This window comes from Chitinophaga niabensis (assembly GCF_039545795.1).
Taxonomy (GTDB): domain Bacteria; phylum Bacteroidota; class Bacteroidia; order Chitinophagales; family Chitinophagaceae; genus Chitinophaga; species Chitinophaga niabensis_B.
Map to the genome: position 1 here is coordinate 2,197,755 of NZ_CP154260.1, position 20,489 is coordinate 2,218,243.

The 20,489-nt window shown below is 47.3% G+C and carries 19 protein-coding genes and 1 tRNA gene; 13 read left to right on the forward strand and 7 right to left on the reverse strand.

The genetic code is table 11. The features are described 5' to 3' along the window. Positions 1-2 precede the first annotated feature (2 nt). From AAHN97_RS08715 to AAHN97_RS08730, 4 genes are all read left to right on the forward strand, one after another. The gene (locus tag AAHN97_RS08715) at positions 3-677 is read left to right on the forward strand and encodes a C40 family peptidase (RefSeq protein ID WP_343307190.1); all 675 of its coding nucleotides are present in this window, start codon (positions 3-5) and stop codon (positions 675-677) included. A gap of 210 nt (positions 678-887) precedes the next feature. Continuing rightward, entirely contained in the window at positions 888-1,778 is an 891-nt protein-coding gene (locus tag AAHN97_RS08720; RefSeq protein ID WP_343307191.1) for a class I SAM-dependent methyltransferase, read from the forward strand. A gap of 3 nt (positions 1,779-1,781) precedes the next feature. After that, positions 1,782-2,516, forward strand: a complete 735-nt coding sequence (locus AAHN97_RS08725) for a class I SAM-dependent methyltransferase (RefSeq protein WP_343307193.1) — start codon at positions 1,782-1,784, stop codon at positions 2,514-2,516. Then, the gene (locus AAHN97_RS08730) at positions 2,513-3,298 is read left to right on the forward strand and encodes a family 6 glucosyltransferase (protein ID WP_343307194.1); all 786 of its coding nucleotides are present in this window, start codon (positions 2,513-2,515) and stop codon (positions 3,296-3,298) included. Before AAHN97_RS08725 ends, AAHN97_RS08730 begins: the two co-directional genes overlap by 4 nt. Here AAHN97_RS08730 and AAHN97_RS08735 read toward each other — a convergent pair. Beyond that, entirely contained in the window at positions 3,287-4,780 is a 1,494-nt protein-coding gene (locus tag AAHN97_RS08735; RefSeq protein ID WP_343307195.1) for a polysaccharide biosynthesis C-terminal domain-containing protein, read from the reverse strand. The genes AAHN97_RS08730 and AAHN97_RS08735 overlap by 12 nt on opposite strands. Before the next feature lie 76 nt (positions 4,781-4,856). Between AAHN97_RS08735 and AAHN97_RS08740 the strand changes: the two genes are divergently transcribed. Genes AAHN97_RS08740 through AAHN97_RS08755 form a run of 4 tightly spaced genes read left to right on the forward strand, consistent with a single transcriptional unit; the run spans position 4,857 to position 8,601 of the window. Beyond that, the gene (locus AAHN97_RS08740; RefSeq protein WP_343307196.1) at positions 4,857-5,711 is read left to right on the forward strand and encodes an alpha-1,2-fucosyltransferase; all 855 of its coding nucleotides are present in this window, start codon (positions 4,857-4,859) and stop codon (positions 5,709-5,711) included. A 3-nt stretch (positions 5,712-5,714) separates the two neighbouring features. Continuing rightward, positions 5,715-6,527 (forward strand): glycosyltransferase family 2 protein, encoded by an 813-nt coding sequence (locus tag AAHN97_RS08745; RefSeq protein WP_343307197.1) that lies wholly within the window; start codon positions 5,715-5,717, stop codon positions 6,525-6,527. After that, positions 6,527-7,687 (forward strand): glycosyltransferase family 4 protein, encoded by a 1,161-nt coding sequence (locus tag AAHN97_RS08750; protein ID WP_343307199.1) that lies wholly within the window; start codon positions 6,527-6,529, stop codon positions 7,685-7,687. The genes AAHN97_RS08745 and AAHN97_RS08750 overlap by 1 nt, the downstream gene beginning before the upstream one ends. Next, positions 7,684-8,601, forward strand: coding sequence for a glycosyltransferase family 2 protein (locus AAHN97_RS08755; RefSeq protein ID WP_343307200.1), 918 nt, complete (start codon positions 7,684-7,686; stop codon positions 8,599-8,601). Before AAHN97_RS08750 ends, AAHN97_RS08755 begins: the two co-directional genes overlap by 4 nt. Here the strand turns inward: AAHN97_RS08755 and AAHN97_RS08760 are convergent. Then, positions 8,598-11,081, reverse strand: a complete 2,484-nt coding sequence (locus AAHN97_RS08760; protein WP_343307201.1) for a YfhO family protein — start codon at positions 11,079-11,081, stop codon at positions 8,598-8,600. The genes AAHN97_RS08755 and AAHN97_RS08760 overlap by 4 nt on opposite strands. Before the next feature lie 62 nt (positions 11,082-11,143). Here AAHN97_RS08760 and AAHN97_RS08765 point away from each other — a divergent pair, with 62 nt between their 5' ends. The 3 genes from AAHN97_RS08765 to AAHN97_RS08775 are packed head-to-tail and all read left to right on the forward strand — an operon-like array spanning position 11,144 to position 12,706. Next, positions 11,144-11,425: a hypothetical protein gene (locus AAHN97_RS08765; protein ID WP_343307202.1), complete on the forward strand. Its 282-nt coding sequence runs from the start codon at positions 11,144-11,146 to the stop codon at positions 11,423-11,425. Then, positions 11,422-12,219, forward strand: a complete 798-nt coding sequence (locus AAHN97_RS08770) for a queuosine precursor transporter (RefSeq protein ID WP_343307203.1) — start codon at positions 11,422-11,424, stop codon at positions 12,217-12,219. Before AAHN97_RS08765 ends, AAHN97_RS08770 begins: the two co-directional genes overlap by 4 nt. 31 nt (positions 12,220-12,250) lie before the next feature. Further along, positions 12,251-12,706, forward strand: a complete 456-nt coding sequence (locus AAHN97_RS08775; RefSeq protein ID WP_343307204.1) for an NUDIX hydrolase — start codon at positions 12,251-12,253, stop codon at positions 12,704-12,706. 3 nt (positions 12,707-12,709) lie between these two features. Here the strand turns inward: AAHN97_RS08775 and AAHN97_RS08780 are convergent, their stop codons facing one another. From AAHN97_RS08780 to AAHN97_RS08790, 3 genes are all read right to left on the reverse strand, one after another. After that, positions 12,710-13,648 carry a magnesium transporter CorA family protein gene (locus AAHN97_RS08780; protein WP_074238168.1) on the reverse strand — a complete coding sequence of 313 codons (939 nt, stop codon included), beginning with the start codon at positions 13,646-13,648 and terminating at the stop codon, positions 12,710-12,712. Between the two features lie 44 nt (positions 13,649-13,692). Then, complete coding sequence (dapF, locus tag AAHN97_RS08785; protein ID WP_343307205.1) at positions 13,693-14,472, reverse strand: diaminopimelate epimerase; 780 nt, start codon at positions 14,470-14,472, stop codon at positions 13,693-13,695. A 100-nt stretch (positions 14,473-14,572) separates the two neighbouring features. Continuing rightward, on the reverse strand, positions 14,573-15,445 hold the full coding sequence (locus AAHN97_RS08790) for a nucleoside phosphorylase (RefSeq protein ID WP_343307206.1): 873 nt from the start codon (positions 15,443-15,445) through the stop codon (positions 14,573-14,575). Between the two features lie 95 nt (positions 15,446-15,540). On the opposite strand from AAHN97_RS08790, the gene AAHN97_RS08795 reads away from it, so the two are divergent. Further along, positions 15,541-15,611 (forward strand) — tRNA-Cys (locus tag AAHN97_RS08795). A 123-nt stretch (positions 15,612-15,734) separates the two neighbouring features. Beyond that, positions 15,735-18,263, forward strand: a complete 2,529-nt coding sequence (locus AAHN97_RS08800; RefSeq protein WP_343307207.1) for a cation-translocating P-type ATPase — start codon at positions 15,735-15,737, stop codon at positions 18,261-18,263. 172 nt (positions 18,264-18,435) lie between these two features. Here the strand turns inward: AAHN97_RS08800 and AAHN97_RS08805 are convergent, their stop codons facing one another. Further along, positions 18,436-19,170, reverse strand: a complete 735-nt coding sequence (locus AAHN97_RS08805) for a 3-keto-disaccharide hydrolase (protein WP_343307208.1) — start codon at positions 19,168-19,170, stop codon at positions 18,436-18,438. Positions 19,171-19,182: 12 nt separating this feature from the next. After that, a complete protein-coding gene (locus AAHN97_RS08810; protein WP_343307209.1) occupies positions 19,183-20,469 on the reverse strand; it encodes a Gfo/Idh/MocA family protein in 1,287 nt (428 codons plus the stop codon). Positions 20,470-20,489: the final 20 nt, after the last annotated feature.

Below are 20,489 nucleotides of genomic sequence, written 5' to 3' on the forward strand. Positions count from 1 at the left end.
TCATGATTAGAAGAACGGGGAAAATGTATCTGATATTGCCAATATGCGCACTCCTGCTGGGAAGTTGCGCACTGCTGAAGCCTCGGCAGGAAACGGCAAAAGAAACAACGGCAAAACCTGCAAAAGAAAAATTAGTGTTTATTGACGGCATTGCTACTCCCCGTGAAGGTAAAACTTCTGAACATCGTACAAAAAACCGCAATACTTCTATTTACTCCGTACCTACCGGTGTAAACAGTATTGAAGAAGCCAGGCCCTGGCAATTTAAATATGCCCAGCTGCTGGACCTGCCGGTAGAAGATGTGGTGAATGAAAAACTATTTGGTTTTATTGAAGACTGGTGGGGCACTCCTTACCAGATGGGAGGAAGTTCCAAAAGCGGTATCGACTGCTCCAATTTTGTAAATACACTCATGGCTGCCGTTTTCCAGATCAACCTGGTGGGCAATTCCGTTCAACTCTATAGCCAGGTCAAAAAACTCCATAAACGTGGCGAGCTCCAGTTAGGCGACCTGGTATTCTTTGCCATCAACCGCAAAAAGCGCATTTCCCATGTAGGCATCTACCTGGAGAACGACCGTTTTGTACATGCCTCTTCCAGCGCGGGTGTTATGATCAGCGACCTGCGGGAATCTTACTGGGTAAGGTACTATGCCGGTGCCGGCAGGATCAATTAAGTACTCATTTACCGGGTAAGAGTACTATGCCGGCAGGATCAATAATACTCATCTACCAGGTAAGGGTACTATGCCGGCAGGATCAATAATACTCATCTACCAGGTAAGGGTACTATGCCGGCAGGATCAATTAACGCTTGTTTTTCATATTATCATTAAATGCAGGTTGACTTTTGTATTTTTGCCCCGTTTTAAAGCAATCTGTTAATTATGGGCTTTGATATTGCTGCGGTTAATTTCCTGTTCTTTGCCAAAAAGAAGAACGTCAACTTTACGAAAACACTCATGCTGGGGCGTCATAGCTACCAGCTGAGCGCCACCGATCTGCAGAAATGCCTGGTAAAGAATGGCCGGCCGGCCGGAGAAGCTGCGGCTTTACTCAAAGAAGACCGGGAATATGTGGAACCTTTCCTCCATTCCCTGGGTGCTGTAACCGTGCATAGTATGGATGCTTCACATTACGAGAATGCCACCCTCGTGCATGATCTGAATAAACCAATACCGGAAGAACTGCAGCAGCAATATGACCTGGTGATAGATGCCGGTACGCTGGAACATGTATTTAATTTCCCGCAGGCCATCAGCAATGCCATGCAAATGGTAAAACCAGGCGGTCACTTCCTGAGCATCAACATTGCTAATAACTTCTTCGGACATGGGTTTTACCAGTTCAGCCCGGAGCTGTTCTACCGCGTATTATCACCGGAGAATGGATATGCAATGGAACAAGTGTATTTCACCACCACGCGCCCCTTTGCGCCCTGGTATGAAGTGCCTGATCCTAAAGTAGTGAAGAGCAGGATCCTGCTGGAAAATGCAAGGCAATCCTACCTGCTGGTGCTGGCAAAGAAAACGGCGCATCAGCCTTTATTCACCACCACACCGCAGCAGAGTGACTATGAATTCATTCTCTGGCAGCAGGAGGGTACACAGGAGGCTAAAAGCAAAGGTGCCATTCAATCTCTCGCAGCTATGCTGCCCGAAACATGGAAGGATAAAATACGGCAATGGCGGAAGGCTGTCAGGGATAAAAGGTTGCAGGTGATCACCAAAGATTACGGCAACGGGCTAAAAGATTTTTTCAGGAAAGTAAATAACTAAGTTATGGATCTGGTACAGCAACAATACTGGGATGATGCCTACAATAACTTCAGCTATTTCGTAGCGGACGATATCGTTACGCAATGGATGGATAAACATGCCGCTTACCTGAAAAAAGGAGGACAGTTATTTGAACTGGGATGTTTTCCCGGAAGATATATGGCGCACCTGGGTAAAATGGGCCTTGTTGTGAACGGGATGGACCTTGCACCCAATATGGATGAAGGTTTCACCGCCTGGCTGCAAAAGCAGGGGGTTCAAACCGGCAAACTGGAAAGAGGGGATGTACTGGCCTATGCTGCTAACTCCGGGGACAGGTATGATGTGGTCTGCTCTTTTGGATTCATTGAACACTTTCAGAATTTTTCAGAGATCATAGCACTGCATGATAAGCTGCTGAAACCCGGCGGAGAACTGATGATCACTACACCTAATTTCCGTGGCGGGCTGCAACAGTTCCTGCACCGCAACCTGGATAAAGAGAACCTGGACCGCCATTACCTGCCTTCCATGAAACCGCATCTCTGGAAAGCGCAGCTGGAGCAGCTGGGATATGATGTACAGTTTGCAGGATACTTTGGCCGCTTCGATTACTGGTACGATGCCCAGGAGCGCAGCTCCCTGCAAAAGCTGGGTAATAAAGTGGTACTTAAACTTACTCCGCTGTTAAAGCAATTGCCCGATGCTGCGTTTCAATCTCCCTATTGCGGCATCCTGGCTCAAAAGCGTCAAGCATGAAGATAGCGTTACTGTTCATCTGTACCGGGAAGTACAGTATTTTCTGGAAGGATTTTTATACAAGCGCGGAACAGTATTTTGTGCCGGACGCAGACAAGGAATATTTTGTATTTACAGATGATACAGACCTGCCATTCAAAGATGCTGAGAATGTACATGTACATCACCAGGAAAAGCTGGGCTGGCCCTATGATACATTGATGCGTTTCAGCATCTTTTCCCGTGTTGAAAAAGAACTGACGGCATTTGATTATATCTTTTTCTTCAATGCCAATACGGAATTCATCAAACCTATCACAGCAGCAGAAATATTACCCACCGATGCAGAAGATGGCTTAACCGTGGTATTACATCCGGGTTATTATAATAAGCCGCTGAAAGCATTCCCTTATGAAAAAACACAGAAGAAGTCTACTGCCTATATGCCTTCAAACGAGCGCCACCAGTATTTCCAGGGATGCCTGAATGGCGGAACCGGCAAGGCTTACCTGCAACTGATCAGGCAACTCACGGAGAACACACAGAAAGACCTGGATAATGGCATCATCGCCATCTGGCATGATGAGTCACAGCTCAATAAATATGTGGCGAATAAACACCCTAAAGTACTCACACCCGGCTACGCTTACCCTGAAGGCTGGGAGCTGCCTTTTGAGAAAGCCATCCTCATGCGGGACAAAGGTCGTTTCGGCGGCAGCGCTTTTATGCGCCAGGCCCCACCGGACGCTCCGCTGAATACGCTTCAACTCATTATCCGTAAGATCAAACGTTTATTTTCTTAAGTATTTACGCACCATAGCCAAACCTTTGTGCCATGTTTCTGTAACATCCTGCGACCATTCAAAGAAGACAATAGGCCCCAGGAACACAGCCATGAACCAGGCAGTACGCAGTATCACCCGGAGGTAATGATTTTCCGGAACAATCAGGTAATAGGCTACCACCCAGCCCAGCAGGGCCAGCAGCACTACATACAGCGTTTTCATGGTGAAGGGCTGTAACTGATACATGCGTGCAAGGAAGCTGTAGCGTATAAGGGTGAAAAGGAATATGGTGATCAGTTGCGAAATGCCGGGGCCTGTGATGCCCAGGTGTGTAATGAACAGGTAAGTGAGGGGAACGCTTAATGCGATCAGTATCAGGTTGGACACAAAATCAAAACGCCACATATTGGAAGTACCGATGATCTGCCCGTTCACACCTGCCCCTAATTCTACGATCCTGCTGATGCCGTAGAAAAGAATGATATAACGGCCTTCCCAATACAATGGGTTTAAGTGGAGGATCTTGTAAGCAGATTCAAGGTTGAGCCAGATCATCATGAATATCAGGAGCGAAAAGATAAGCATGGTCATGGAAGAGCGTTTATAGATGCGCTGAATGGCATGCATATCCCTGTCTTTCCAGGCTTTGGCGAGTACGGGTACGGCAATGGCCACTACACTCCGCTGCGGCACCTGTATCACATTGCTCACATATGTATTGAATTCCAGTACGGCAGTATAAGAGAGCCCTTTGGTACTCGTGATCAGCATCGCGTCTATGTTCTGTTGCACAGCGTTGAAGATGCTGCCGCCAAAGATCCAGAGGTTGAACGTCATCATCTTATTGGCCAGCCGCCTGGTGACACTGCTTGTTTTAAAAGAGAAGTGAAGTGTGTCCTGTGATTTCAGGTACAATAACAGCACAAAAAAGAGCACCGCATATAAAAAAGCAAAAGCCCAGATGAACTGTACTGTGGTGAACAGCTGGAAGACCAGTATAACGATCAGGATGGAAGTGAGAGCACGCAGTAATACTTCCTTTAGAAAGATCGGGAAAACAGACTTATAATGGTTATAGCTGAAGTTCTCAAAGAGTGTGAACAGTAACAGGAAAAAAGAAAAAGGATAAATGAGATAGAAATATTGCAGGAATAAAGACGCCTTCTGGTATTTACGTTCAATAAGATCATGGAATACAATAGTGCCGGCTGTTACCAGCAAAAAACCCGTCATGCTAACGATCAGCACAATGCCAAAGAGGTCTCTTTTTTTGATGGGCAGATAATCCCGGTAATAAGGATAGAATTTATTGAGCAGTGTAGCCGTGCCAAAAGAGGCAAAGGCATAAAAGATCATGGAGGTACTGAAGAAGATCCTGGTAAGACCATATATCTCAGGAGGTACGTATTTACTGAAAAGGTAAGCGTTCAAAGCACCAATGGCAAAACCTATATAGGTAATGAAGGAAGAGCGGATACTTTGATTTCTGATTATTCCCATAATATTTGGCTCCGGAAGCGTAATCAACAATAATGAACGCGAAAATAGATATTTTTACGGCCAAAATGAGAAAGCTTTGATCCTTGTTCAACTGAAAGGCGGCCTGGGCAACCAGATGTTTCAATATGCAGCGGGCCGCTCCCTGGCTTTAAAATACCGCGTGCCCCTGTTGCTGGACCCGGCCAGTTACGAACCCCGGCAGGCAGGTATGTATGCGTTGAACGGGTTGAACATAGATGCTGCCGTAGCCGGGCCTGCGGACCTTGCAGCCTTCCGGCCGGGAACGATCGGCAAGGTACTTAACCGGGTATTGCCGGTGCAATTCCGCAGGGTCTATAAAGAGCCTCATTATGAATACGATCCGCAATTCCTGCAGGCGCGCCCTCCTGTATACCTCAGGGGGTACTGGCAAAGCTGGCGCTATTTTGAACCGGTGCAGGATACTATACTGAAGGATTTCACTTTCGCTCTTCCTTTTTCCCAGCAGATACTGAACAAAGCCACTGAATTACAGGCTACGGAAAGTATTGCCATGCATTTCCGCCGGGGGGATTATACAGATGCCACCACCGCGGCTTATCATGGGATCTGTGAACCAGCCTATTACGATGCTGCTGCGGCATACATGCTTACACATCATCCACAGGCGAAGTTCTATATTTTCACAAACGATCCTGCCTGGGTAAAAGATAATCTCCCGGCAGGCATTTCCCACGAGATCGTGAGCGGGGAGCTGAGCCGTACGCAGTATGAAGACCTCTTCCTGATGAGCCATTGCAGGCATCAGATCATTGCCAACAGTAGTTTCAGCTGGTGGGCAGCCTGGTTGAACAGGTATAAAGAGAAACAGGTTGTGGCGCCGGCCAAATGGTTTGCTGTTGACAACCTGAGTGCAAAAGACCTTGTTCCCGCCAGCTGGCACAGAATATAACATATGTCCGGATCACCACTCATATCAGTTTTATTACCGGTCTATAACAGTGCCGCGTTTGTTGCAGCTACGCTGCAAAGCATCCTTTCGCAAACGGAAGGGAACTTTGAATTGCTGGTGCTCAACGATGGTTCAACGGATGAAAGTGAACAGGTGATCCGGTCTTTTTCGGATAGCCGGATACGTTATTTCCATCATCCCAATATGGGACTGGTGGGTACACTTAACCGCGGGATCGCGGAAGCAAAGGGTACCTATATTGCCCGGATAGATGCGGATGATATCTGCCTGCCGGAACGTTTTGCCAAACAGGCTGCCTGGCTGGAAGCCTATCCGCAAACGGCGCTGGTTGGCTGCTTTATCACTTTTATTAATGAAGAAGGCGTAGAAACGGGTACCTGGCCGGCAGACCGGCAGAATTATACCGCAACACAGGTGCGCCGGCAACTACCTTATGTGAATTGCATAGCGCATCCCGGCGTTATGGTGCGAACAGTGGTGCTGAGACAGTATCTTTATAATCCTGTACAGCAGCATATAGAAGATTATGATCTCTGGCTGCGCATGCAGGCAAAGGGAGAGGTGATGGAGAAAGTACCGGAAGCATTGTTGCTCTACCGCGTGCACAGTGCATCTGTTACCACCGTGAATATCAAACGGCAGAACCTTTTCTTTAAGCAGTTCCATTGCAAAAGACGTTACCTGGCAGCCAGGCTGGCGAAGGGAAGTTTCAATGGTTTTGATGCGAGGGTAGTGGCAGGAATGTGTAAAGATGGTATCACCGGCATCGTTAAATGGATCAAACAAAGGATGTAATGTATCAGTGGCTCATTTTAAAAAGACAGATAGAAGGGATCTTTATTTTCCCGTTTGCTTTGCTGGGCAGGCTGATAGCACGTTTCAGACCTTTACCGGAAGAATACGACCTTTTTTTATTCTTCCCCTTTTACCATGTAGGCGGTGCAGAAAAAGTACATAGTGAAATAGCACAGTTATTCCCGGAGAAAAAGGTGATCATCTTCTTCACCAAGAAGTCTGTGAACGATGCCATGCTGCCAAAGTTTGAAGGCAGTAATATTACCATCCGGAATATTTCCCGTTATACGGATAACAAGTACCTGTACTTCAATAACCTGGTCTACCGTGGCATCATTGCTGCTTATATCAGCAGGCAGGCGAAGGTTCCTGTGGTGTTTAACGGGCAATGTAATTTCGCTTATAAGCTCAGTCCGCATGTGCCTGCCCGTATCCGGCAGGTGGAGCTGATCCATTCTTTCTGCAGCTTCTCTTACATCCGTATTCCTTTTATTCCTTTTTATACTGCCACGGTGATGATCAGCCGGGATAGTATCCGGGAGCATATTACCTTGTATAAAGCGTATAAGATCCCTAAGCTTTATGCGGATAAGATACAGCTGGTCATGAACGGAATTCCCTTACCGGCTGTGCAACCGGCATTACCTTCAAACCTGATGCTCTACGTTGGCCGCGGCACCGCGGAAAAACGCCCCTACCTCGTAGCGCGCATTGCACAGCAGGCAAATACAATTGCCGGTTTTATGGGAGCAGTGGAAGAAGCCATCCCTGCTGAATTGCGCACGTATTGCCATTTTTATGGAGAACAAACAGATGCCGCTGCCATAGACCACATTTACCGGGAACACCAGGTGATTGTGATCACCTCTTCCCGGGAAGGTTTCCCCATGGTGATCATGGAAGCCATGGCACGCGGACTGGCCGTGCTGGCAACAGATGTGGGAGATATTCCGTATCATGTGAAGAACGGGGAGAATGGCTTTCTGCTGGACCATACCAAAACAGAAAAAGAACTGGTAAGCCTGGCGGCAGACCTGCTGGATATCTGGCAATCAGATCCCTCACTGCTGGAAACCATTGCCCGGAACAATATCGCCTATGCACAGGAACATTTTGGCATGAATGCCTTTGCAGAGGCCTATCGTAAGCTGTTATTATGAAGCAATTATCCATCATCATCATCACGTATAACCGCCCGGAAGACCTGGGGATATTGCTGCGTAATATCACAGAGCAGCAACAGGCTGCGGAATTACTGGAAGAAGTGATCATCATCAATAATGCTTCTACGGCAGACTATGGCACGGTAGAACAGTTCATTGCCGCACATCCGGAAATCCCTTTCCGTTACCAGTATTCAGAGGAAAACCTGGGTGTGGCCAGGGGGCGTAATGCAGGGATTGCACAGGCTAAAGCACCTTTGCTGGTAACCATAGATGATGATGCCTGGTTCAGGGATAAAGATGCCCTGGTGCAGATCGTAGCTGCTTTTGATTCTGCTTACCTTACTTCTAATAACACCGGTATCCTTTGTTTCAAAGTACTGTATGCCAGTACCGGGCAGATGCAGGTGAATGCTTTTCCGCACAAACAGTTTGAAGCGTATAAAAATAAAACACAGTTCCTGGCGCCTTATTACATTGGCTGCGGGCATGCCATCCGGAAAGAAGTGTATGATAAAGCAGGTTTATATCCTGTAGATTTCTTTTATGGCATGGAAGAATATGATCTTACCTACCGGGTCATCAACCTGGGTTATTCCATAGCCTATACGGCAAACATTGTGGTGCTGCATAACGAATCGCCACTGGGGCGTACACCGCAGATGATCAAGATGAAGATGTTGTGGATCAATAAAAGTAAAGTGGCTTATCGTTATCTGCCCTTTGTTTATTTCATCAGCACGGCCGCCATGTGGTCTTTTGAATTCCTGCAAAAGAGTGCCTGGAACTGGACGGAGTGGTTTAAGGGCTGGATAGAGATCATCCGGATACCGGGCAAAGAAAAGCGGCAGCCATTACATGCTGCCGCCCGGAAATATCTGAAGGCTGTAAAAGCCCGTTTGTGGTATTAAGCTTGTTGTGATTTTACACTCTTCCTTATTTCAAACGTAATAGCTCCTGCCAGTATTATCAGCATGAGTATGGAAGACCAGCGTGTGATGGCATTACCCAGGTAATAAGAGCGCGGCTCAAATTTCATTTCTATCTTATGATCGCCAGCGGGTATTTTCACACCACGCAACAGGTAATTCACCCGAACGATCTCATCTTTCTTACCATCTATATACACATTCCAGCCGGCAGGGTAGTAAATATCAGAGAACACGGCAAAACCCGGTTTGCTGTTGGAGCTTGTATAATCCAGCTGATTTAAACCGTATTTCGTGAGTTTAATACGGCTGGCAGAATCTTTAGCGGGCGTGAAGCCGTTCAGTTCTGGTTTGAACCGCTGATCTATCACAGCAGCGTGATCTACAGGCAGGCTATCCAGCGCTTTCATTTCATCGTCTGCATTTTTTGCCCATACCAGGCTGTCTACAAACCATGCATTGCCCAGTGCGCCGGGGTTTATCTGGTAAGCCAGCTGCTGTTGCCCCTGCGGATTATTATCTGCAAAGATGATGTATTTGGCGTTCAGCATATTGATCACACGAGGATTGCCTTTACCGATCTGATGATCTATCAGGTCCTGGAAGCGCGCGAGTTTCACAGGGCTGTAGCCACCTACTGACCGGTGATGATAAGAGCTCATGGCATCCATGAAATTAACGGTATTGAATACACGGTAATATGGGTCAGGGTCCTGCTTGATCGCCTGATCTACAGGGCTGGGTGCAAATGCATTTTTATAATCGGTGGGTGTTACATAGAACCTTTTGCCCAGGTAGCGGCTGTCTATCAGCATCTGGTCCAGTGCCACAATGATAGTGAGTGCCGCAAGAAACTGGCCCATCTGGATCTTCTGTTTAATAAAGGCCCAGATCAAACCTGCTGCGATCAGTATGATCGCCAGGGTGCGGAAAGTATCTATCCGCATGAGGGAGGCACGGTCTTCTATTATGGCGTTCAGCAACTGATCCATGGCCTGTGGGTTACCACCGGTGAACTGTTGGTAGAAACCTTTTGCAGGGTCTGTAGCGGAACTGAAGTCCAGCATGCCAAAAGAGGCAACCAGCAACAGCAGGCAAAGGCCGCCAACGATATACACCGTTTTTTTGAGTTGCTTCAGCAGCAGCTCTTTATTGATGGCGCCGTTCACCACGTCGTTCAATGCCCAGCAGGCGAGGAAAGGTACCAGCAATTGTGGCAATACCAAAGCCTGGGAAGGTGCACGGAACTTGTTATACAAAGGAAGGTGATCAAAAATGAAATAGTTGAAGATGGCGAAATGGTCGCCCCAGGCCAGGAATACACCCAGTATACAGCCTGCGAGGATCCACCATTTATGGAAGCTCTTCACAACAAACAGCGCCAGTACAAACAGGAAAATGATCACAGCACCCCAGTAGATACCGCCATCCACCATGGGTTGCGGGCCCCAGTAACGCGGCATGCCTTCTATGATCTGTTCTGCCTGTACAGGAGGAACCCCTAACTGAGTGATAGTTGCATAGGTTTTACTGGAAGTGCTCAATGGCCCCTGGCTGGGACCGCCATATAAGTTGGGAGACAGGATGGTAAGTGTTTCAAAAGGTCCCTGGCTCCAATCAAAGGCATATCCTTTATCCAGGCCGCCGGCAGATTTATCGCTTTCCTGGCCGGGAGGAGGTGTTAATTCAGAATGGCCGCCACGCATGGTGTATTTGCTGAATTCAGTGGTAGTCCAGAGGCTTACGGTAGAAGGTAATACGGACAAAGCACCAAAGAAAAGCAGCACAGCAGTGGCTTTAACATATTGCGGCACCTGTTTCTGGCGGATGGCGTTGATAAGATGCGCAATACCAATGAACAGGCAAAGCAGCAGCATATAATACACCATCTGGTAGTGCCCCGAGGTGATCATGAGGCAGAGGGTGATACAGGTAATGATGCCCCCGATCAGGTACCGGCCCCGGTAGGTGAGGAGGATCCCCGCTAGTAAGGGCGCCATATAAGCGATCGTGAACATCTTGGTATCGTGCCCGGCAGATATAATAATAGGCGTGTAAGAAGCAAAAGCAAAGGCAATAGCGCCCAGAATGGTCACCCATTGGCGGAAACGCATTACCTGTAAGAGGATATAGAACCCTACCATGGCCAGGAAAAAGAAATTCACCGGCTTAGGCAAACCCAGGGTGAGCAGGGTATGCAGGTGATAGGTATAGTTATCCTGTGCCATGAAGATCTGGTAAGTAGGCATCCCGCCGAACATGGCGTTGGTCCAGATAGGATTGATACCGGTACTATCTTTATAAGCACGCGCCTCCTGGCTCATGGCCTGCCATTGAACGGTATCGTGCTGTTTGATCTCCAGTCCATTCAATACCGGAAAGCAAAATACGAAAGACAATGCCAGGAAAATAAGGATGGCATACACATGCGGAAGAACAGCTTTTTGCCAGTTTTGCTTCATCGGGTATTTCAGGTTTAATTTTAAAGAATCCAAAATAACTGTATTTTATCGGAAATTTCAATATGAGTTGGCTACGTTTCCTGTTAAAGTTCAGCTTTATCTGTAATTGCTGTTATTTAATAGGGTTTATCATCAGGATGGTGGAGTACACAGATTCTTATCAGCATGTGGTGAAACACATCATGGTATTGGGCGGGCTGGTAGCCGCACCCCTTAATATCATCACCTGTCTCTTAACTACTATATTATTATTGACCAGGAAAGTGCAATGGACGAACATCCATCCCTATATATTTGTTCTGAATGTAATTATATTGCTGATCCAATTGGAATTGTTCATATGATAATCAATATTTTAAAGGATAAACCAACGAAACTGTTCGTGATACTGAGCGGCATCTTTGTAGCCAATGCACTGATCGCGGAAATAATAGGGGTGAAGATCTTTTCCCTGGAAGCTACACTGGGATTATCCCCGGCTAACCTGATGATCCTTGGAGATCCCTATAGTTTTAACATGACGGCCGGCGTATTGCTGTGGCCCGTAGTGTTCATCATGACGGATATTATTAATGAATACTATGGTGTAAAGGGGGTGAAATTCCTTTCTTTCATGGCGGCGGGGCTCATCATCTTTGCCTTTCTTATTTTTTATTTTGCTACCAGCCTCACACCGGCCGGCTTTTTTATAACCATGAAAGTAAACTCAGGTGTGCCGGATATGGATAAAGCCTATCAGCAGATCCTGGGGCAAAGCTCCCTGATCATTATCGGCTCACTGACCGCTTTCCTGGTAGGGCAGCTGGTGGATGTATTTGCCTTTCATAAGATCAAAAAAGTGACCGGGGAAAAAAAGATCTGGTTGCGTGCAACGGGTTCTACGCTCGTTTCCCAGCTGGTAGACAGTTTTGTGGTATTGTTCATCGCATTTTATATTGGCCCCCGGTTGTATAATCCCAATAATGAAGCCGTTTGGTCTTTTGGTTTGGTGTTAAGTGTTTGCGTGATCAATTACATTTATAAATTTGCAGTAGCCATCCTGCTAACGCCGGTGATCTACTGGATCCACGGGATCATAGAACGTTACCTGGGCCATAATAAAGCCGCAGAGATGAAACAAATGGCCATGAATAACTAAACTATAAACCAAACAAAGCATACAGCATACCATGTCCAATTTATTTACAGTCCGTGTATACGGGATCATGATCAATGAGAAAAAACAGGTACTGGTGAGTGACGAACACATTCGTGGGGGATTATACACCAAGTTCCCCGGCGGTGGCCTTGAGTTTGGAGAAGGCACCCTGGAATGTATGGTAAGGGAATGGAAAGAAGAGATCAACCAGGATATTGAAGTAGTGGAACATCTTTATACCACGGACTTCTTCCAGATGAATGCATTTAACAACAAACAGCAGATCATTGCTATCTATTACCTCGTAAAAGGCATCTCACCTTTTAATATTCATACAGGCAGCAAACCATTTGATTTTGAATTGCCGGATGATCCGATGGTGCAGATAGAAGGGGTACGCTGGATAGACTGGGAGGACTTTACAGAGGATGCTATAACGCTTCCTACAGATAAAAGAGTGACTAAAATAGTGAAGGAAAGGTTCTAGGTTTTAGAACCATTTCTTCTTCATAAAATACCAGCTCATGATCACTGCCGTAACAATGGCAATGGTGATGGGTATATAGAAGGCGTAAGTAGAGTGGGCATATGGAATTTCCACGTTCATGCCATAGATGCTGGCCACCAATACAGGCAGGGTGAGCACGATGGTGATGGACGTGAGCCGCTTCATCACAAAGTTGAGGTTGTTGGAAATGATGCTGGCAAAGGCATCCATGGTGCTGCTGAGGATGTTGGTATAGATATTCGCCATTTCAAGCGCCTGGGAAGTATCTACGATCAGGTCATGCAGGAATTCCTTTTCATCTTCATTCAAGCCCAGGAAGTTGGTACGTTCCAGCTTCATCAGTAACAGTTCATTACTGCGCAGGGCTGTTACAAAATACACCAGGCTTTTCTGGATCCGCATCAGGTAAAGCAGTTCCTCGTTCTTATTGGAATCGTACAGTCTTTGTTCAGAAAGGTTACGGCGGTGATTGATCTCCTTCAGGTAATCCAGGAAGTTCATGACCACTTTTTCAAATACCTTGAGCACCATCATATTCCGCTTTTCAGGATGGCGGTTATGGAAGGTGTTCAGGAACTTTTTGATGGCTGCATTATCGAAAGAATTCACCGTTACGATCTGGTTGTGCGTGAGGATGATCACGATAGGGATCGTAATGTAAAAGGCATCGCTTTCGTTGATGGAATTGTTTTCTGTAGGGGTTTTTAATACAATGAGTTTAACATTGTCTTCCAGCTCAAAGCGGCTCTTTTCGTCAATGTCCAGGGAGTCCGTTAAGAAGTCTAGGGGAATGTCCAGTTCTTCTGCCAACTGTTCAAATTCCGTCTGCTTGAGCGGGGGCGTAATATTCACCCAGGCGCCGTTTTCAGGCTCCTCAATTGCAACAGTGCGGGCATCGATATTTTTGAAGTATTGGATCATCCGGGCGCAAAGGTAGGGGAATTAATTTACCAATAGCTTACGGGCTAAATATTAATATTTCCTTCAAATACGAGCGTAGCCGGACCACAGAGCCAGATGTTGGAGAAACTGCGTTCCCCGTTCCTGGCAAATTGGATCTCCAGGTGTCCGCCGATAGTTTCTACCGGAATAGTGTATTCCCCTGTTTCTGCGGGAGCAGCGGTTAATGCGGCGGCAGTTACACCGGTACCGCAGGAATAGGTTTCATCTTCCACGCCCCGTTCGTAAGTACGTACAAATATTCCTTTGTCCATTTCCTGTACAAAATTCACATTGGTACCTTCTGCAGCAAAGCGTTCATTATAACGTATGGCACGCCCTTCTTCGTATACATCCACTTCCTGTACATCCGTTACAAATTTCACGAAATGGGGGGAGCCGGTGTTGAGATAAAAATACATATTGCCTACTTCTACCCAGTCCACATCCTGCATTTTAAGGTTCACCCAGCCATTTTCCCTGAAACTCGCTTCATGAGGGCCATCTACCGCAATGAACTTTACAGCAGGTTTTTCAATCCCCATCTGGCGGGCAAAAGCGCTCAGGCAGCGGCCACCATTACCGCACATACTGCCTTCGCGGCCGTCTGCATTGTAATATTTCATCTGGAAGTCGTAATCAGCATGGTTTTCCAGCATCATTAATCCATCTGCCCCAATGCCAAAGCGGCGGTCGCACAGATGTGCGATCTGTTGCGTGGTGAGGGAGCTGTATTCGCCGTTCCTGTTGTCTACGATCACAAAATCGTTGCCTGTGCCCTGGTATTTATAGAAGTGTATGTTCATTTCCCTGCAAAGGTAAAATAGTTTTCTGAGGAATTTGTGGCGCCGGCTTTTGGTACGCTATCCGGCCGCCGTTGTGTCACTCACTGGATCTGTAGTAATGCTACTGTGCAATCCGCTCCAATGCCTGTGCAATCAATCTTTCCACAGCAGCCCCGCCATCTGCACTGAATTCCTTTTTGATCCTGTTGGCAACGATGGCGCTGATAGAAAGGCATTCATGCCCTAAAACACGTCCCAGGCCATAGATGCCTGCTGTTTCCATCTCAAAGTTGGTGATGTGCTGGTTCTCATAACTGAAACCTGTCAGCTGATCTATCAGTTCAGGATGGGAAAGCCCGCCACGTAATACACGGCCCTGCGGCGCATAGAAGCCGGGGCAGGTAACAGTGATGCCTGTATGAAAACCTTCTGTGAACCTTTCCTTCAGTTCTTTGGAGGCTTCAATCAGGTAAGGTCTTGCTGCGCTTGGCTGCATCCTGATCTGCCCCCTGAAAGCTTCCAGCAAAGAAAGTTCTTCAGGTGTATTCTGATAAGTATAGAAGGGGAGAAGGTTATCAAGCCCAAGGCCATGAGAGGAAACCACAAAGCTATCCACCGGAATAGCTTCCTGTAAAGAGCCGGAAGTGCCGAGGCGGATGATACGTAAGGAGGTTAGTTCTTCCTTTATTGTACGGGAGGCAAAATCTATATTCACCAATGCATCCAGTTCATTCAATACAATATCGATATTATCTGTACCGATGCCGGTAGATACTACCGAGATCCTTTTTTGCCCGATAAAGCCGGTATGTGTCACAAATTCGCGGTGCTGGTAAGTACCTTCCACTTTGTCGAAGTGTTTGCTGACAGCTTTTACGCGTTCCGGGTCACCTACGGTGATAACGGTATGTGCTAATTCTTCCGGGCGAACATCCAGGTGGTAAACGGCACCGCGGGCATTGAGTATCAGTTCAGATTCGGCTATTCTGGTCATATTGTCTTTCATTTTTTATAATCCGTAAATGAATATCTTTGAATCAGATTTGGCAAATATCGAAAATTTACTACTTTTGCAGTCCACAAAATTCTGGTATCGTGGCCGAGTGGCTAGGCAGAGGTCTGCAAAACCTCCTACAGCGGTTCGAATCCGCTCGATACCTCCCAAAAGGGGCTATCTTTCTTAAGATGGCCCTTTTTTATTTCCCCTCCATGAGAAATCCCCTTCACTCTGGTACCATCCTTGTTAAAACATTATAACTGTAGAATTTGTCTTAAACAAGTATATGGAAATAATCTGGCATACCATCACCGCAGAAGAAACACTCCAACAAACCGGCAGTAGCATGCAGGGTCTGAACGATAACGCCGTTCAGCAAAAACTGGAGGAATTCGGGAAAAATGAATTAGAGACAAAAAAGAAAGTACACCCGGTGCTTTTATTTTTCAGGCAGTTCTTTGAAGTGATGATCCTGGTGCTGGTGGTAGCAGCTGTTATATCAGCCTTTATTGGCGAGGTATCAGATACCTTCGTGATCATTGTGATCATCATCTTAAATGCCGTGGTAGGTTTTATCCAGGAATACCGCGCGGAAAAAGCCATGGATGCGCTGCGTAAGATGGCAGCCCCGGTAAGTACACTGATCCGTAACGGCAGCACCATTCAGTTGCCTTCCATAGAATTACTGCCGGGAGATATCGTACTGCTGGAAGCGGGTAATATGGTGCCTGCAGATATCCGCCTGCTGGAAAGCCATTCCCTCAAGATCAATGAAGCCAGTTTAACAGGAGAATCCAATGCTATTGATAAAACCACCGATCCCCTGCAGGATGCTTCCCTGCCTTTGGGGGACAGGAGCAATATGGCCTTTAATGGCACACTGGTCACTAACGGAAGGGGAAAGGGCGTAGTAATAGCTACCGCCATGCGAACGGAACTGGGCAAGATCGCAGGGATGCTGGAAGATGCCAAAAGCAGTTCGCCCCTGCAGAAAAGGATGGAGGATTTTAGCAGGAAACTCACATTTATCATATTGGGTTTATGCGCCGTATTATTCTTTATAGGTTTTCTGCGTGGAGAAGATCTGCAAAGGATGCTGCTCACTGTTATCTCTCTGGCAGTGGCCGCTATACCGGAAGCATTACCTGCCGTAGTAACGGTTTCACTGGCGCTGGGCGCTAAACGCCTCCTGAAGAAAAATGTACTGATCCGTAAATTGTATGCCGTGGAAACACTGGGCTCAGTTACCTATATCTGCACAGATAAAACAGGTACCCTCACGCGAAATAAAATGACGGTGCAGGAAGTATGGGAAAACGGGCCATTATTGCTTGCCATGAGCCTGAACCATGATGTGAAAGAAAAGGAAGGTGAACTCATAGGCGACCCAACAGAAATAGCCATGGTGGAATATGCTAAAGAACAGGAGCGTTTCGAACGGGTAAAAGAAATCCCCTTTGATGCAGACCGTAAAGCGATGACCACCATCTTTGAAAAAGAGGGAAAATATTGGGTGATCACAAAAGGTGCTACAGAAGCCATTGCAGCTATGATGGCGGATACGGAAAAAGAAGAACTAAAAACCCGTGAAGAAGAAATGGCGAAGAAAGGCATGCGGGTAATAGGTTTTGCAACTAAAGAACTCAATGAACTTCCTGCAGAGATAACGCCTGAACAGATAGAGAAAGACCTGCAGTTCATCGGCCTGGTGGGTTTGATAGATCCCCCAAGGCAGGAAGCAAAAGATGCGATCCTCCAATGTAAAGAGGCCGGTATTGCGGTTGTAATGATCACCGGAGATCATCCGCTGACGGCAGGTTCCATTGCCCGGCAGCTGGAGATCATTGGTGAAGAGGAAGGAAAGATCATCACCGGAAAGGAACTGGAGGCTTTGCCGGAAGGGCAATTCAGGGAGAAGGTAGAACAGTTGCGCGTGTATGCCCGTGTATCACCCCAGCAGAAATTGGATATTGTAACAGTACTCCAGGAAAAGGACCAGTTTGTTTCCATGACAGGAGATGGCGTGAACGATGCGCCTTCCCTGAAGAAAGCCAATATTGGTGTGGCCATGGGTATCACCGGTACGGATGTTACCAAGGAAGCCGCACACATGATACTGGTGGACGATAATTTTGCCACCATCGTAGATGCCGTGGAAGAAGGCCGGCGGATCTATGATAATATCAGGAAGTTTATCCGGTACATCCTCACCGGTAATTCAGCGGAAATATGGTGCCTGTTCCTGGCGCCGCTTCTTGGGCTGCCTATTCCTCTATTACCTGTACATATTTTATGGGTGAACCTGGTTACAGATGGTTTGCCGGCACTGGCTTTATCCACTGAGATACCGGAGAAGAATATCATGCAACGCCCGCCACGCAGAACGGATGAAAGCATCTTTGCCCAGGGGCTGGGAATTCATGTGCTTTGGGTGGGTATTTTCATTGGCCTGTTAACGGTGGGCATGCAATGGTATTCCATTCATCACGATGGCAATCATTGGCAAACAATGGTATTTACAACACTTTGTTTTTGCCAGCTCTATCATGTAATGGCTATCCGCAGTGAAACCAGGTCATTGTTCAGCATGGGATTATGGAGTAACAGGCCATTGCTGCTGGCGGTAGGCGTTACTGTTCTGCTGCAGTTAATGGTGATCTATGTGCCTTACTTTAATGAGCTGTTTCATACAGCACCGCTCTCCTGGCAGGAATTGCTGATTGTTACAGGTGTTTCAGGAGTTGTATTTGTGGCGGTGGAGATAGAGAAATTGGTGAAGAGGAGGTTAAACAAAGCCCACGCAAAGGCATCGTAAAACGGGTGTTGGCCCGGGGATGCCCCGGGCTTGGCCCATGGTTGGCCCATGGATGAGCCATACATGAATCAAAAAACCGGTCAATTCCGGACAATCCGGCCAAAATGGCCAGTCAACATAAGAAAAGGCTGCTCTGAGAAGAACAGCCTTTTCTTTTGCGTACCGTTGCCGGTTATAACTTCCTGATCCAGATATTCCGGTAGCTCACCAGGTCCCCGTGATCCTGCAAAGCCAGTGGCATAGCACCATGCTTCACATACTTCGGCTGGCCGATGTACTCCGTTTTTCCTTTCAGTTCTGTATTGTTTTGCACCAGGATGTTGTTGTGCAGTACGGTGATGCGTGCAGGAGATTTCACACTGCCGTCTTCATTAAAGCGCGGTGCGGTCCAGATCACATCGTAGGTCTGCCATTCTCCGGGTTTTTTGCAGGCATTCACCAGCGGAATAGTTTGTTTGTATAAACTACCGGCCTGGCCGTTAGAATATGTTTTGCTTTCATAACTGTCCAGCACCTGCAGCTCATAGTAAGATTGCAGGAAGATACCGCTGTTACCGCGGCCTTGTCCTTCTCCTTTTACAACAGAGGGTGCGCGCCATTCAATATGCAGTTGAAAATCTTCAAAAGCTTCTTTGGTTTTAATACCGCCTTTTTTAGGGGCAACGGTCATAGCGCCATTTTTGAGTGTGAACGGAGCTGCGCCGCCTTTGTCGCTTTCCCAGCTGTTCAGGTTTTTGCCATCGAATAATACAATTGCATCTGAAGGAGCGGAGGTACCTGTTCCGGGCGTTACTTTAACCGGTACGGGTTCCCATACTTCAGTAGCTTTCGGGTCGCCCTGCTGTGCGCTGGCAAATAAAGGCAGCATAACTGCGGAGCATACAATGAGAGATTTGATAGAATACATCTGTTATTGATTTTATGCTTTAGGTAACTTATAACCATTGTGATATGCTGCCGCCATCAGCTTATTGGCAGCTGCATCCGTGAATGCCTGTTTCCCTTTATCCCAGAACACCTTTTTGCCGGTTTTAAAGGCAATATTTCCCATCTGCGCATTCACCGCTACATTGGCGCCGGTTTGAATATCGCAGCGCAGATCACTGAGCTTGCGGGATTTGATCACTTCCAGGAAGTTTTTGGTATGTTTCACCAGGCCATTGTCAGAAGCTTTTGTATAAGGGATGGCTTCCATTTTGCCTTTCTCCGGGATCACTTCCCATCCGCCACGGTCCAGCACCAGCGTACCGTTATTGCCAATGAAGGCAATCCCGTGCGTACGGCCATAAGGGCCTCCGTCAATACCGGTTGCGTGTTCCCACTGCATATTGAAACCTTCGAATTCGTAAATAGCGGTAAGTGTATCAGGAGTTTCAGCTGCATCATCCGGGTAAGCGAATTTGCCGCCGGCCGCTACTACAGATTTGGGATTGGAGGCTTTCATGCCATACAGCGCATAATCGATGAGATGTACACCCCAGTCTGTCATTAAACCGCCTGCATAATCCCAGTACCAGCGGAAATTGAAATGGAAACGGTTCGGATCAAAGGGGCGTTGCTGAGCGGGGCCGAGCCAGGCGGTATAGTCTACGCCTGCCGGTGGCTGGGTGATGGCCTGTTTGGGAATGGACTTCATCCAGCCCATATAAGCCCAGGCCTTTACCAGCCTTACATTTCCCAGTTTGCCGGAATGCACAAAGTCTATCGCATCCTGGAAGTGCTGCATGCTGCGTTGCCACTGGCCCACCTGTACAACCCGGTTATGGCGTTGCTGGGCAGCCATCATAGCGCGGCATTCCAGGATGGAATTACCGATCGGCTTTTCCACATACACATCTTTTCCTGCGGAGCAGGCATCCGTCATTTGCAGGCAGTGCCAGTGGTCCGGCGTGCCTATTACAACAGCATCAATGTCTTTATCTTCCAGCAGTTTACGGTAATCTGCATAGAGTTTTACCTTGATGTTCTTTTTGGCCAGTTCTGCCGCGCGTTTCTCCAGTACGTTTTTGTCAACATCACAAAGCGCTACGCATTCTGCCTCCGGGTGATTGAGCAGGGCGTTCAGATCGCTCCATCCCATACCGTTGATGCCAATAGCGGCAAAACGGATACGGTCACTGGGTGCTATAGCGCGCAGTGAAGAGGGTAAGAGGGCTGAACCTGCCAGGAAAGCGGAGGTATTGAGCAGGAAATTCCTTCTGTGCATAAAGTTTTCATTTGGTTAAG